This window comes from Burkholderia sp. AU32262 (genome assembly GCF_020419985.1).
GTDB lineage: Bacteria > Pseudomonadota > Gammaproteobacteria > Burkholderiales > Burkholderiaceae > Burkholderia > Burkholderia semiarida.
This window is the reverse complement of sequence record NZ_JAIZRS010000025.1, coordinates 41,048-54,608: the sequence shown is the minus strand read 5'-3', so window position 1 is coordinate 54,608 and position 13,561 is coordinate 41,048. Positions and strand designations below refer to the sequence as shown.

13 protein-coding genes and 1 pseudogene are annotated in these 13,561 nt (G+C 69.0%); 8 read left to right on the top strand and 6 right to left on the bottom strand.

Going from position 1 to position 13,561, the window contains the following annotated elements; genetic code table 11:
* Positions 1 to 20: 20 nt before the first annotated feature.
* Both LGN10_RS26040 and LGN10_RS26035 read right to left on the bottom strand, forming a co-directional pair.
* Entirely contained in the window at positions 21 to 212 is a 192-nt protein-coding gene (locus LGN10_RS26040; protein WP_059640780.1) for a DUF2964 family protein, read from the bottom strand.
* Positions 213 to 225: 13 nt separating this feature from the next.
* Positions 226 to 705 carry a universal stress protein gene (locus LGN10_RS26035; protein ID WP_226225504.1) on the bottom strand — a complete coding sequence of 160 codons (480 nt, stop codon included), beginning with the start codon at positions 703 to 705 and terminating at the stop codon, positions 226 to 228.
* 364 nt (positions 706 to 1,069) lie between these two features.
* On the opposite strand from LGN10_RS26035, the gene LGN10_RS26030 reads away from it, so the two are divergent.
* From LGN10_RS26030 to LGN10_RS26015, 4 genes are all read left to right on the top strand, one after another.
* The gene (locus LGN10_RS26030; RefSeq protein ID WP_226225502.1) at positions 1,070 to 1,831 is read left to right on the top strand and encodes a 2-keto-4-pentenoate hydratase; all 762 of its coding nucleotides are present in this window, start codon (positions 1,070 to 1,072) and stop codon (positions 1,829 to 1,831) included.
* Between the two features lie 28 nt (positions 1,832 to 1,859).
* Entirely contained in the window at positions 1,860 to 3,272 is a 1,413-nt protein-coding gene (locus tag LGN10_RS26025) for a 3-deoxy-D-arabino-heptulosonate 7-phosphate synthase (protein ID WP_226225501.1), read from the top strand.
* A gap of 146 nt (positions 3,273 to 3,418) precedes the next feature.
* Positions 3,419 to 5,587: a hypothetical protein gene (locus LGN10_RS26020; RefSeq protein WP_226225499.1), complete on the top strand. Its 2,169-nt coding sequence runs from the start codon at positions 3,419 to 3,421 to the stop codon at positions 5,585 to 5,587.
* A gap of 5 nt (positions 5,588 to 5,592) precedes the next feature.
* Positions 5,593 to 6,300 (top strand): DUF3142 domain-containing protein, encoded by a 708-nt coding sequence (locus LGN10_RS26015; RefSeq protein ID WP_060967369.1) that lies wholly within the window; start codon positions 5,593 to 5,595, stop codon positions 6,298 to 6,300.
* Positions 6,301 to 6,377: 77 nt separating this feature from the next.
* On the opposite strand, the gene LGN10_RS26010 is transcribed toward LGN10_RS26015, so the two are convergent.
* Positions 6,378 to 7,058: a LysE family translocator gene (locus LGN10_RS26010; RefSeq protein ID WP_226225498.1), complete on the bottom strand. Its 681-nt coding sequence runs from the start codon at positions 7,056 to 7,058 to the stop codon at positions 6,378 to 6,380.
* A 166-nt stretch (positions 7,059 to 7,224) separates the two neighbouring features.
* Between LGN10_RS26010 and LGN10_RS26005 the strand changes: the two genes are divergently transcribed.
* Positions 7,225 to 8,145, top strand: a complete 921-nt coding sequence (locus LGN10_RS26005; protein WP_059574882.1) for a LysR substrate-binding domain-containing protein — start codon at positions 7,225 to 7,227, stop codon at positions 8,143 to 8,145.
* Positions 8,146 to 8,241: 96 nt separating this feature from the next.
* Here the strand turns inward: LGN10_RS26005 and LGN10_RS26000 are convergent, their stop codons facing one another.
* Together LGN10_RS26000 and LGN10_RS25995 are read right to left on the bottom strand one after the other, a co-directional pair.
* The gene (locus LGN10_RS26000; protein WP_226225497.1) at positions 8,242 to 9,078 is read right to left on the bottom strand and encodes an alpha/beta fold hydrolase; all 837 of its coding nucleotides are present in this window, start codon (positions 9,076 to 9,078) and stop codon (positions 8,242 to 8,244) included.
* A gap of 133 nt (positions 9,079 to 9,211) precedes the next feature.
* Entirely contained in the window at positions 9,212 to 10,045 is an 834-nt protein-coding gene (locus LGN10_RS25995) for an oxidoreductase (protein WP_226225496.1), read from the bottom strand.
* Positions 10,046 to 10,139: 94 nt separating this feature from the next.
* Between LGN10_RS25995 and LGN10_RS25990 the strand changes: the two genes are divergently transcribed.
* The 3 genes and pseudogenes from LGN10_RS25990 (at position 10,140) to LGN10_RS25980 (ending at position 12,375) form a co-directional block, all read left to right on the top strand.
* Entirely contained in the window at positions 10,140 to 11,111 is a 972-nt protein-coding gene (locus LGN10_RS25990; RefSeq protein ID WP_226225495.1) for an AraC family transcriptional regulator, read from the top strand.
* A gap of 111 nt (positions 11,112 to 11,222) precedes the next feature.
* Positions 11,223 to 11,498 (top strand): annotated as a pseudogene (locus LGN10_RS25985) (TrmB family transcriptional regulator); the annotation flags it as partial.
* A gap of 16 nt (positions 11,499 to 11,514) precedes the next feature.
* Positions 11,515 to 12,375, top strand: a complete 861-nt coding sequence (locus LGN10_RS25980; protein WP_059574872.1) for a PhzF family phenazine biosynthesis protein — start codon at positions 11,515 to 11,517, stop codon at positions 12,373 to 12,375.
* A 21-nt stretch (positions 12,376 to 12,396) separates the two neighbouring features.
* Here the strand turns inward: LGN10_RS25980 and LGN10_RS25975 are convergent, their stop codons facing one another.
* Positions 12,397 to 13,560 (bottom strand): aldose epimerase family protein, encoded by a 1,164-nt coding sequence (locus LGN10_RS25975; RefSeq protein ID WP_060967504.1) that lies wholly within the window; start codon positions 13,558 to 13,560, stop codon positions 12,397 to 12,399.
* Between the last annotated feature and the right edge of the window lies 1 nt (position 13,561).

Sequence of the window (13,561 nt, the reverse complement as noted above, 5' to 3'; positions counted from 1 at the left end):
ATCGAGCGCGACGCGACGCATCACTCCTCGCCTTTCGGCCCCGGGTTCAACATCACGACGAAGCCGGCCACGCCGACGATCAACGCGATGGCGCCGCCGCGCAGCATCGTCGCGGCATCGAACAACAGGCCCGTCACGACGGCCATCATTCCGGCCAGCGACATGAACACGGCGATCGCCGCGACGACGATGCGGTACTGGCGGCGTATCATCGCGCGCACCGCGTCATGCCGCGGCCGAGGCCGCCTTCACGTCGGCGTCGTCGCCGCGAATCAGCAGCACCGGGCACTTCGAGCCGCGCACGAAGCGCTCGGCGACGCTGCCGAGCAGCACGCGCCGGATGCCGCGCCGCCCGTGCGTGCCGACCACCGCGAGATCGATGCCACGCTCCTTCACGTAGCGCTGCAGCCGCTCCGCGATGTCCTCGCCGATGCTCTCGGTCTCGACCAGTTCAGCGTCGCCCTTCGCGCCGGCCAGCGCGATGACCTGTTCGGCTTCGCGCAGCACCTTGCGCCCGTCGTCGCGGATTTCCTCGACGAGCGCATGCGGATCGAGACGGCCCGCATACGTGAACAGCACCGACTTGTCGACCACATACACGGCGCTGACGTGCGCGTCGCCCGCCAGCGCCACCTTCACGGCCTCGGCAAGCGCCTGTTTCGACGAAGCGCTGCCGTCGACGGCCACCATGATTTTCTCGTACATGCGAACCTCGCTGGGGTGAACTGCCGTGCGCCCTGTCGCGCGGCCATGTCACCATCATCGGCCGACAGCGGGCTCCAGTCTTGACGACGATCAAGCCGGCAGACGTCCGGCCTGCGACCGGAGGACGCGGTCGCCCGGACAAGCGGCGAAGCGGAACCGGAAGTGCGAACCACGTCGTCGATCAGGCCGCCGATCCGCATGTCGGTCGGAGCGTCCGGGCGGATTCCGCCGGCTTCCGTGCTCGCGTTGCCGCTCTCGATCCCGACACGACCGAACAGCCATCGCGCCGAAGGCGCTATCATCAACCATGCGACTTTCGTCCGGCCCTTTTTTGCCGGCCCCACTTTCAACTCGCTCAACCGACATGACAACGACTATCGAACGCGTGGACGGCGCCGCCCAGCATCTCGTCGCCGCCCGCCATGCCGGCTCGCCCGGCCCGCTGTTGCCCGATGCACTGCGTCCCGACGACATCGAGACCGCGCTCGCGATCCAGCAGCGCGTGGCCGATTTGCTCGGCGAACCCGTCGGCGGATGGAAATGCGCGCTGCCGCCGCCCGATCGCGTGATCCTCGCGCCGATCTTCGCGTCGACGATCCGCGACGCCGATGCACCGTACCGCGTCGTCGGCGGACCGATCGTGCGGATCGAACCGGAAATCGCATTCGTGCTCGATCGCGACCTGCCCGCGCGCGAGCAGCCGTACGACGAAGGCGACGTGCGCGCGGCGATCCGCGAGGTGCGCATCGTGCTCGAGGTGCTCGGCTGCCGCTACGCGGAGCCCGCGCGCGCGTCGAAGTTCGAGCTGCTGGCCGACGGGCAATTCAACCAGGGGCTGTGCGTCGGCCCGGTCGTGCCCGATGGGTTGAACGTGCCGCTCGCGACGCTGGCGTTGTCGTTCGAAGGCGCGCTGAACCGCACGATCGACGGCAGCCATCCGGACGGCGATCCGCTCAAGCCGCTGGTGTGGCTCGTCAATTTCCTCGCGTCGCGCGGCGACGCGGTGCGCGCCGGCCAGATCGTGACGACCGGCTCGTACGCGGGCGCGATCGACGTGCCGCTCGGCGATGTGCTGACGGTCCGCTTCGGCGAGCTCGGCAGCCTGTCGGTGACGTTGACCGCGTGACGGTTCGGTCGCTTTCACGCCGTCCGCCATGTCGCTGACACCGCTTCCCGCCCTGCTCGACGCGACGCTGCGCACCGTCGCGCGCCGTTACCGGCTGCCGCCGCTCGACCGCGCGTCGGCGCTGACCGACGCGACGAACCCGGCCACCGCGCTGGCGATCGTGATCGAGGAAGCGCGCAGCATGCGGGCGGACGGCCACGCGCCCGGCGCGGACTTGCGGCAGCGCTTCATCGACGCGCTTGGGCGGATGATCCGCGAGGCGATGGATCCGTCGTCCGGCGATCCGTCGTTTCAGGCATCGGTGCTGCGCCACGATGCGCCGAACGTGCGCGAATACGCGTCGTTGTCCGCGCACGCGGAGCAGGACCGGCGCGCGCTGCACTCGGCCGTCAATGCGATCGCGCACCCGGCCAAGCTCGAGCGCAGCGCCCACGCATGGCAACGCGACGGCCTCGCGCGCCTGCACGCGGCCGCGGCCGCGGCGTCGTGGGCCGAACTGCACGCGGCGCTCGCGCACCTGCTCGCGCGGCCCGAGACGGCGACCGACACGGCATTCGAGCAGGACATCGTCAGGCTCAAGGACAGCCCCGCGCTCGAACGCATGCTGCGGCTCGATGCGCTCGCCGCGGACGAGGACGTTCGTCGCTACCGCGCGTTGTGGGTCCGGCAGGGGCCGCTCGTCGGCAGCACGGTGGCCGTCGCGCAAGGCGCCGCGTCCCAGCGGCGCGGCGCGGCCGTCGAAGCGCTGGCGGCACAGGCGCTCGACGCATTGGCGCGCCGGCTCGACGCGGTGGACGAGCAGCGTACCTACCGCGTGGTCACGTCGATGCGCGTGCCGTCGTCGATCCCGGGCCGGCACGACCGCGCGAAAACCGAATGGGATGCGATCCTGCTCGAACGTGCGCGCGGCGGCGACCCGGCGCCTGCGTGGAACGTGCGCTTCCTCGTCGAAGCAAAGGCCTCCGCGGATGCCGCGACGACCGATCTGCCGCGGCTGCTGCGCGGCCTGAACCTGCTCGCGCAGGCGGATCCCGACACGGTCTATGCATTCGAGACGCACCAGGGCACGGTGCGCGTGCATGGCGCATCGCTGCACGCATTGACGACCGACGAAGCGGCGCTGCCGCGCGAAGTACTGTATTGCTGCGACGCGTCCGCGGACGCGACGCCGCGCCTGCTCGGCGCCGCGAGCCGGATGCAGTTGCTGTCCGCGCAGGCGAGCCTCGAATACGCGAGCGCGCTCGCGCGGCGGCCGGACGCCGATCCGGACGGCCTCGGCGTCATCTGGCATGCCCTGCTGACGCTGCCGCAATGGCAAGCCGTGCTGCATCAGTACCCGTCGTTGCGGCAAGTGCGCGAGCTGATGGTGGCCATCGACGATTTGCGCGCCACGCTCGACGAAATGAACGACGGAGGCATCGCCAGCAGCGTGTGCGCGTGAGGCGCGGGCACGGCCGCGACGCTCGCGCGCGCCCGGCTCGGTTGGCGCCCCGCCGGCCGTCACGCGGCGTGAGGTACGATACGCGCCGGGGCAGCGCGCCCCCCTGAGAGACCCGGCCGTCGCGGCCCCTAACCAGCACAAGAAAAATGCGAAAAACACCGACGCTGCACCGCAACCTGTTCGCCGCGCTGGCGGCCAGCCTGCTCTGGATGCCGGCCGCCCATGCCAGCGGCGACGACGGCTGCTACGTGCCGACCACGCTCCGGCAGGCTTCATACTCGTGCGGCAACGTGCCGATGCTGACGCCCGCCAACGACACGCGCATCAACGCGATGCTGATGATGGCCGACAGCGCCAAGGTCGCGCAGGTGTTCCCGGACCCGAAGACCATCCCGGCGAAAGAGCGGATCAACCAGATCGTCGTGCCGTTCCCGATGGATTTCTCCGGATGGATCTACATCGGCCAGAAGGAGCCCGACAAGACCGGTAGCGCGGCGGACGCCGATGCGTCGTCGAACCGGTACGCGGACGGCGAAGGCAGCATCTGCCGCAGCATGAGCGCCGGCGCGGACGCGTTCAACGAAGCACTCGGCAGCGCCGGCGGCCTGCCCGCCGACGAAGCCGCCCGCCTGCGCGCGGCACGCGCCGACATCGCGCAGAAAACCTGTGGCGCGGGCGCCGCGAGCGCCGCGTGGGCGAAGCCGCCGGTCAAGTCGCCGCTCGGCCAGCAGTTCGCCGCGTACCTCGACGGCACGAACGCGTTCTATCGCGCCGACTTCCTCACCGCGACCCGCGCGTTCGCGAACGCATCGCACAGCGCGGACCCGTGGCTGAAGGAAACCGGCCTCTACATGGCCGGGCGCGCGCAGTTGAACGCCGCACAAGCCAACGCATTCGACCACGACAGCCCGACGCCGACGCGCGCGCGCGTGACGAAGGTGTCGCTCGACGCGGCGAACACCGTGTTCCGCACCTACCTGAAGGTGTATCCGAAGGGGCGCTATGCGGTGTCCGCGGCCGGGCTGTTGCGACGGGTCGCGTGGCTCGGCGGCAACGTCACGCAGCAGGCCGACCTGTACGGCCATGCGCTCGCGCGCTGGTCGCCGGCGACGTCGAACGTGCCGCTGATGCAACTGGCGAACGAACTCGACAGCAAGCTGCTGTTCGGCCCGGAATTCGACGCCGGCCAGATCCAGTCGCCGACCGTGCTCGCCACCGTCGACCTGCTGCGCATGCGCGCGTCGGACAGCAGCGATGCGAGCCGCAAGCCGATGACGCTCGACGAACTGCAGGCGCAGAAGCCGCGCTTCGCGAACGCGCCCGCGCTGTACGACTACCTGCTCGCGACCTGGTACGTGCAGATCGGGCACAAGCCGGACGCCGCCCTCGATCTGCTGCCGCGGACGCCCGCCGCGCCGCTCGACTACTTCGGCCTCAGCCAGCAGGCGCTGCGCGGGTTCGCGCTGGAGGACAGCGGCCAGAACGACACGGCCCGCCAGCTGTGGCGCGACCTGATCCCGCTCGCGAAATTCCGCTTCCAGCGCGAAATGCTGGAACTCGCGCTCGCGATCAACCTGGAACAGGCCGGGCTCGTCAACGACGCATTCGCCGACGATTCGCTCGTGCAGAACGCCGCGATCCGTGCGGTGCTGCTGCAGCGCGCGGCCAATGCCGACCTGTTGCGCGCGCAGGCGCAGAATCAGGCGACGAGCGGCGCGCTGCGCGACACCGCGCTGTATACACTGCTGTACAAGGAACTCACGCGTTCGCACTACGCGGACTTCCTCGCCGATACCGCGCTGGTGGCGGGCACGCCCGCCGATCCGTTGAAGCCCTTCATCGCCGCCGGCGCTAAAAACGACGACGGCTACACGTGCCCGTCGGCGCGCGACGTCGCCGCGACGCTGCAGCAGAATCCGGCCGATCCGAAAGGGCTGAACTGCCTCGCCGATTTCGTGCGCGTGCATCCGCCGGCGTCGGGCCTCGAAATCGATCCGGTGCCCGCGTGGGTCCGCAACGGATCGAGCGCGGCCGCCACGCGCGTGCCGCCGACACTCGGCGCGGCGCCGTCGCAGTTCGCCGGCAAGCCGTACGAGCGGATGTCGAGCTACGTGACGGTGATGGCCGATACGCAGGCGAACCCGAACGATCGCGCGTACGCGTTCTACCGTGCGATCAGGTGCTATGCACCGGCCGGCGCCAACGAATGCGGCGGCAAGGAGGTGTCGAAGAGCACGCGCAAGCGCTGGTTCGACACGCTGAAGACAGCCTATCCGGGCAGCCCGTGGGCGCAGAAGCTCCGCTACTACTGGTAGGCCGCATGAAGCGCATCGCGTGCGTCGCGCTGCTGCTGGCCGCGCGCGTCGCGCTGGCCGGCACCGTCGACGCCGCGCGGTACGACGCGTTCTGGCTGTGGGCCGGCGTGAAGCCGCAGGCGGTCGTGCGCGACGCGCGCATCGTCTACGTGCTGCAAGGACAGATCGAGGCGTCGCCGCGGGACGAGTCGCAGGTGCGCGTGATCGCACAGGGCGTTGCGCTGCCGCCCGCGCCCCACGCGCGCGTGTGGCTCGTCTATCGTGCGCATACGCTGCGCTGGACGCCGCGCGTCACGCGGATCATGCTCGCGCAGCTCGCGCGCTGGCGTGCATCGGGCCGCACGATCGCCGGCATCCAGATCGATTTCGATGCGGGCACGCGCCACCTGCAGGATTACCTCGCGTTCCTGCGCACGCTGCGCGAGACCTTGCCCGCCGATTGCCGGCTCAGCATCACGGGGCTGCTCGACTGGAGCAGCCGCATCGATACCGACCAGGTCAACGCGCTCAAGGGCATCGTCGACGAGGTGGTCGTTCAGACCTACCAGGGCCGCCGCACGATCCCCGACTATGCGGCGTACCTGCCGCGCGTCGCGCGGTTGCAACTGCCGTTTCGCATCGGCGTGATCCAGGGCGGCGACTGGGACGCGCCGCCGTATCTCGCGACGAACCCGTGGTTCCGCGGCTACGTCGTGTTCCTGCGCAACGGCTGAAACCCGTCCACGCTGATAACGGGCCGCACGCGGCGCCAACGAAGCGGTAACGCCGAACGCCGCGGCAGTACGCTGCACTAAGCGGCGCCCGCGATCGTGCTGCCGAGCCCGGCGAGCGCAATCGCGAGCAGCGCGAGCGCCGACGACGCCGAGATCCATCGCTGCTTCCGATGCATCGCCGGGTGGTTGATCGCCGCCATATAGCCGGTCAGGATCGTGAAATCGACCGCGATCCACAACGCGGCGAGGATCGCGAGGCTCACGCGCGAATCGGGCGTGATGGCGACGAACTGCGGAAAGAACGCGACGAAGAACAGCAGGTCCTTCGGGTTCGCGATGCCGACGAGGAAACCGCGCACGATGCCCGGCAAACCGCGCGGCCGCGCCACGGGTTCGCCCGCCGCGGGTTCGCCCGCCGCCGCCTCCGCTGCGGCCGCGCCGTCGCCGCCACGCTCGCGGGCGGCGCGCCATTCGCCGAGCAGCGTCCGGATGGCAAGCCCCGCGATGAACAGGCACCCCGCGACATGCAGCCCGGCAAGCAGGCGGGCGCTGACCATCACGACGCCGAACACCATCAGCATCGCACCCGCGATCATCACGAGGCTCGCGGCGTTCGCGCCCACCGCGGTCAGCACGCCCTGACGGAACCCGTGCCGCGCGACGGTGCCCGTCACGAGCATCACGACCGGGCCGGGCGTCGCGATGAGCAGCACGATCGCGGCGAGGTAGGCGAACAGCAGCGGGTAATGGAGCGTCATGACAAAAAGTTCTGTTTGATGAGTCGGGGGCGTGTACGTCACAGTGGCATCATGGAGGTCCGATATCGCGAAAGACACGGCGATAAGCAGTATCACGCGCCCGCTCTGTCGAGCTAAAACGGAAAATCCTGTCTGATGACATGAGTTTTATTCATATTCGAAATCCATGAAAGCCAAACCGCTTCCGCCCGTCTACGCGTTGCGCGCATTCGAGAGTGCCGCGCGCACCGGCTCGTTCACGCTGGCCGCCGAGGAACTGAGCCTGACGCAAAGCGCGGTCAGCAAGCACGTGAAGACGCTCGAAGCCTACTTCGGCCGGAAGCTGTTCGTCCGACGCGGGCCCAGGATGACCGTGACGGCGGAAGCCCATATCTTCGCGGCCGGCCTCAGGCGCGGGTTCCGGCAGATCGAGGAAGCGTGCATGCTGTTCCGCACGCAACGCGACGTGCTGCGGCTCAAGGCGCCCTCCACGCTCACGATGCGCTGGCTGCTCGACGCGCTGGCCGCCTTTCGCGGCACGCGGCCGGCGTTCGAGGTGCAGATCGCGAGCGTGTGGATGGATGTCGATACCGTGGATTTTTTCAGCGAATCCTACGATTGCGCGATCCTGCTCGGCGCGGGCAAGTTCGGCGAAAGCACGCATTGCGTGAAGCTGTTCGACGAATGGCTGATTCCGGTGTGCTCGCGGGCCACCGCCACGCTCGCGCGTACGAATCCCGCCGCGTGCGAGCTGATCCATCCGTCGCCCGACCGGCGCGACTGGCGCCGCTGGCTCAACGGCAGCGGTCACGATCTCGATGTGGACATCACGCGAGGGCAGGTGTTCGACATGCTCGAACAGGGGATCGCGGCGGCCATCGCCGGCCACGGGATGTCGATCGGCGACCTCGCGCTGTGCGCGACGGCCCTCGACGAGAAGCAGCTCGTGCTGCCGTTCAAGACGGCCGTGAGCACCGGCGATGCGTACTACCTCGTGTGGCCGGAAGACTCAGCGAAGACCGCGCAGGTGCGCGAGTTGCATGCGTTCCTGGCCGGCCGGATGCCGCGCCTCGCGCATCCGGGCGTTCGCTTCGTCGATTTGGGGTGAAGCAGAGGGCGGGCGATCGGCCCTTTTGCTCGCGCGGCCGGATCGCCGGTTTTCAATCGCGGCGCCGCCCGCCGCGGCGGGCCGGCGCCGCCACCGTCATGCCCGCACGAACGCCAGCAGATCGGCGTTCAGCACGTCCGCATTGACCGTCAGCATGCCGTGCGAATAGCCCGGGTACGTCTTCAGCGTGCCGTTCTTCAGCAGCTTGATCGACTTCAGCGCGGCATCCGCGATCGGCACGATCTGATCGTCCTCGCCGTGCAGCACGAGCGTCGGGACGGAGATCGACTTCAGGTCGTCGGTCTGGTCCGTTTCCGAAAACGCCTTGATGCCGTCGTAATGCGCCTTCGCGCTGCCTTCCATCCCCTGCCGCCACCAGTTGCGGATCACGCCCTGGTGCACGGTCGCGCCTTCGCGATTGAACCCGTAGAACGGGCCGCTCGCCACGTCGAGGAAGAACTGCGCGCGATTGTCGGCGAGCGCTTTCCGGAAGCCGTCGAACACCTCCAGCGGCAGGCCTTCGGGGTTCGATTCGGTTTTCAGCATCAGCGGCGGCACCGCGCTGACCAGCACGGCCTTCGCGACGCGGCCGGCCGGCTCGCCGTGCTTCGCGACGTAGCGCGCCACTTCGCCGCCGCCCGTCGAATGGCCGACATGCACCGCATTGCGCAGGTCGAGCGCCTCGACGACCGCGAACGCGTCCGCCGCGTAATGGTCCATGTCGTGGCCGTCCCAGACCTGCGCCGAGCGGCCGTGCCCGCGCCGGTCGTGCGCGATCACGCGATAGCCGTGCTGGACGAAGAACAGCAGTTGCGCATCCCAGTCGTCGCTGGAAAGCGGCCAGCCGTGGTGGAACATGATGGGCTGCGCGTCTTTCGGACCCCAATCCTTGTAGAAAATCTCGACGTTGTCCTTCGTGGTGACGTATGGCATCGCGGTACTCCTGTGAGGTGGATGAACGTGGCGAACGGGCCGCCGCCATTATCGGCTTTATTGTGAAACCACGACGCCATCGTGCAATGCGATGGCCGATCCTCCACCGGCAGGAAACGGACGAGGCGGCGCGTCAGCCGTCCGTCGACACCGTCAGCGCCTCCCACGCGCGGATTTCGTCGTCCAGCGCCGCCAGCTTGCTCCGCACGAGCCGCAGCGCGTCGCTGCCGAGCAGCAGATGCGCGGGCGGATGGTCCGCCGCGATCACGGCGAGCATCGCCCGCGCGGCCTTCGCGGGGTCGCCCGGCTGCTTGCCGCTCTTTTCCTCGCGCGCACGGCGGATCGGGTCGAACAGCGCGTCGTAGTCGGCGATCGAGCGCGGCGTGCGCGCCATCGAGCGGCCGGCCCAGTCGGTGCGGAACGAACCCGGCGCGACGGCCGTCACCGCGATGCCGAACGGCTCGAGTTCCTTGCCGAGGGTCTCGGAAATGCCCTCCAGCGCGAACTTGCTGCCGCAGTAGTACGCGATGCCCGGCATCGTGATGTGCCCGCCCATCGACGTGATGTTCAGGATGCGGCCGCGCCGGCGTTCGCGCATGAACGGCACGACGGCCTTCATCATCGCGACCGCGCCGAACACGTTCACGTCGAACTGCCGGCGCATCTCGTCGAGCGGCGACTCCTCCATGATCCCTTCGTGCCCGTAACCCGCGTTGTTCACCAGCACGTCGACGGGCCCGACGTTCGCCTCGATGTCTGCGACGACGCCGTCGATCCGCTCGAAATCGGTCACGTCGAGCACGCGTGCGACGGCCGCCTGCGCGGACAGCGCCTCGAAGTCGCGCGCCGCCTGCGCGCTGCGCACCGTGCCGACCACCGTGTGGCCGGCGGCCAGCGCTTCCTGGGCCAGCGCGCGGCCGAAACCGCTGCTGCCGCCGGTAATGAGCATGATGTTGCCGGATGCCATGTGAGCTTCTCCCGAATGTCGATTCAAGCGTGCATACTAGTCTGACGAACGACGCCGAATAAGCCCGATTCCGCTGATTTTCTTGCACAAAACTATGAGCACCGTGTCCGTCTCCGCCCGACCTCCAGCGCTGTCGCCGCGCGACCGGAAGCGCCTGGTGGCGCTGCTGCGCGCGCTGGCGCCGAACGAGGGCTACAACCTGACCGCGCTGCCGAGCGTGCGCATCCTGCGCTCGAACCGCGCGCTGTCGCGCACGCCGGTGCTGTACGACCCGGGCATCGTGATCGTGTGCCAGGGGTCGAAGCGCGGCTACTTCGGCGGCGAGTGCTATCTGTACGACGAACACCATTACCTGGCCGTCTCCGTGCCGGTCCCGTTCAGCATGGAAACCGACGCGACGCCGGAGCGCCCGCTGCTCGCGCTGTACCTGCACCTCGATTTCACGCTGGCCGCCGAACTCGCCGCGCAGATCGACCGCGTGGGCGTCGCGGAAACGGTGCAGGCGCCGAAGAGCATGATGTCGACGCCGATGGACGAAGCGATGCACGCGTCGGTGCTGCGTTTCGTCGACGCGATGCAGCGGCCGCTCGACGCCGCCGTGCTCGGCCCGGCGCTGCTGCGCGAGCTGTATTTCCGCGTGCTGACCGGCGCGCAAGGCCACGCGATGCGCAGCGCGCTGGCGATGCGCGGGCAATACGGCCGGATCGGGCGATCGCTGCGCATGATCCACGCCGATTACGCGCGGCCGCTCGACGTGTCGCAACTGGCCGACGAAGCCGGCATGAGCGTGCCGAGCTTTCACAGTCACTTCAAGGCGATCACGCAGGTGTCGCCAATGCAGTACCTGAAATCGACGCGGCTGCATCAGGCGCGGCTGTTGATGGTGCGCCAGGACCTGACGGCGGAGGCGGCCGGCTATGCGGTCGGCTATACGAGCCCGTCGCAGTTCAGCCGGGAATTCAAGCGCCTGTTCGGCTTGACGCCGGCGAAGGAAGCGCAGCGCATGCGCGCGAGCTTCGCGATTCCGGAAGCGTTCGACGATGCGGTGTTCGTGTCGTCGCATTGACGTCGTTGACGTGCGCCGACCCCCCGCCGCGACGCGCGCGTTCATCGCGCCGCATCGAGCGCGCGGCCGGGCGGCGACTTCAGGATGAACGCGGTCACGCCCCGGATGCCCTGCGGCGCCAGCGCGAGACTTCGGCTCTCGGGCCGGCGGCTGGCCGTCGCGGTAGCGGACAATACCGAGGCAGTGATGGCGGAATTCGGCGACCAGTCGCCCGACCACGCGACGCTGACGACCCATCCGGTCATCGCGCTGCTCGCGGTCGAGTCCATCAAGGCCGACGTGAGCGGCCGCGTCTTGATCGACGCGACGAGTCCGGCAGAATACCGGAAAGTGCTGAAGCATCCCGACATGCAGGCGATGCTCGCACCGCTCGACAAACAGGGCTGACCCACACGAGATACCGATGACCCAGTACACCTTCCGCCTGCTGAACGTCTTCGCCGAATCGACGTTCGGCGGCAACCCGCTGTGCGTGTTCGACGATGCGCGCGGCATGGACGACGCGACCATGCAGGCGCTGGCCGTGCAGTTCAATCTGTCGGAGACGACCTTCGTGCTGCCGTCCGAGCGCGCGCATGCACGCGTGCGCATCTTCACGCCCGGCTACGAGATGGCTTTCGCGGGCCATCCGACGCTCGGCACCGCGCACGTCGTGCGGGACCTGCTCGAGGCAGGCGATGCGCTGTCGCTCGAATTCAAGGCCGGCGTCGTCGACGTCGCCGCGCGCGGCGACGTGTGGACCTTCATCGCGCCGCACGCCGGCATGCCGAACACGGCGCCGTGCGCGTTGCCGAATGCGCAGGTCGCGGCGCTGCTCGGAATCGCGGAAAGCGACCTGCTCGCGCCGCCGCTGTGGGTCGACACCGGTGCCGACCAGTTGCTGGTCGCGCTCAAGGACCCGGCCGCCGTGCGGCGCGCGCAGCCCGATAGCGCGCACCTCGACGTCTGGCCGCGAAGCAGCCTCGGCCGCAAGACCGCCTATGTGTTCGCGTTCGATGCCGCGCGCCCGGGGACGGTCGTGTCCCGCTACTTCTTCGTGAAGCAAGGCGGCGGCGTGTCGGAAGACCCAGGCACCGGATCGGCCTGCGCGAATCTGGGCGGCTGGCTGCTCGCCGCCGGACACGATCTGCCGGCCGCGTTTCGGGTCGAGCAAGGCGAAGCCGTCGGCCGGCCCTGCCTGCTGCGCTTGTCGGTCGATGCCGCGGGCGAAATCGGCGTCGGCGGGCGCGTGATCGAAATCGGCCGCGGCGTGATCAACGTGTGACCGACGCACGTCCGCCGACGCTCATCGCGCGCCTACCCGCCACACCGTCACTTCATGCAGCGTCTCGCCCGGCTTGAGCGCCGTCGACGGGAAGGCCGGATGATTCGGCGAATCGGGAAAGTGCTCGGCTTCCAGCGCGAACGCATCGGTTTGCCGGTAGGCCGTCCCGCCCTTGCCCGCGACACTGCCGTTCAACCCGTTGGCCGTATAGAACTGCAGCCCCGGCTGCGTCGTGTACAGCTCGAGGAACCGCCCGGACGCCGGGTCGTAAGCGCGCGCGGCAAACGCCGGCGCCGTCTGGCCGCCTTGGTCGAGCACCCAGTTCTGGTCGTAGCCATGCGCGATCGCGAGCTGCGGATACGCATCGCGCAAATGCGCGCCGATCGGCGTCAACTGGCGCAGATCCATCGGCGTGCCCGCGACGCTCGCCAGTTGCCCGGTCGGAATCGACGTGCCGTCGGTCGGCGTGAAACGCGATGCGGCGATCTCGATCAGTTGCCGCTCGACGCTGCCGGCCGCCTGCCCCGCCAGATTGAAGTAGCTATGGTTGGTCAGGTTGACGACCGTGTCCCGGTCGGTCGTCGCGCGGTAGTCGATGCGGATCTCGTCGTCGCGGGTCAGCGTGTAGGTGACGTCCGTCGTCAGCGTGCCGGGGAAGCCGTTCTCGCCGTCGGGGCTCACGTAGCGCAGCGTGACGCTCGAACCGGCCGCGTCGCTGTGCGTGCCTGTGACCTTCCACACCTTCGCGTCGAAACTGTCCGGGCCGCCGTGCAGCGTGTTCGGCCCGTCGTTGACCGGCAGCGTCCACGTCTTGCCGCCGAGCGTGAAACGCCCGCCCGCGATGCGGTTCGCATACCGGCCGATCAGCGCGCCGAAATGGATGTTGCCGTTGTGCGCTTCGTAGTCGCGCAGCGAATCGAAGCCGAGCACGATGTCGGCAACGTGGCCGGTGCGGTCGGGCACGTCGAGCGCGGTCACGATGCCGCCGTACGTGATGACTTTCAGCGTCACGCCGTGCCGGTTCGCGAGCGTGTACTGGCTCACCGCCTGCCCGCTCGCGGTCGTCCCGTAATCGGCGCGGCTGATCGACACGTCGGGCGCCGCCGATGCGACGGCTGCGTGCAGCCCGAACGTTGCGAACACACCTATCGCGAGCATCGGTTGTCGCGGCCAGCGTCGTTTCATG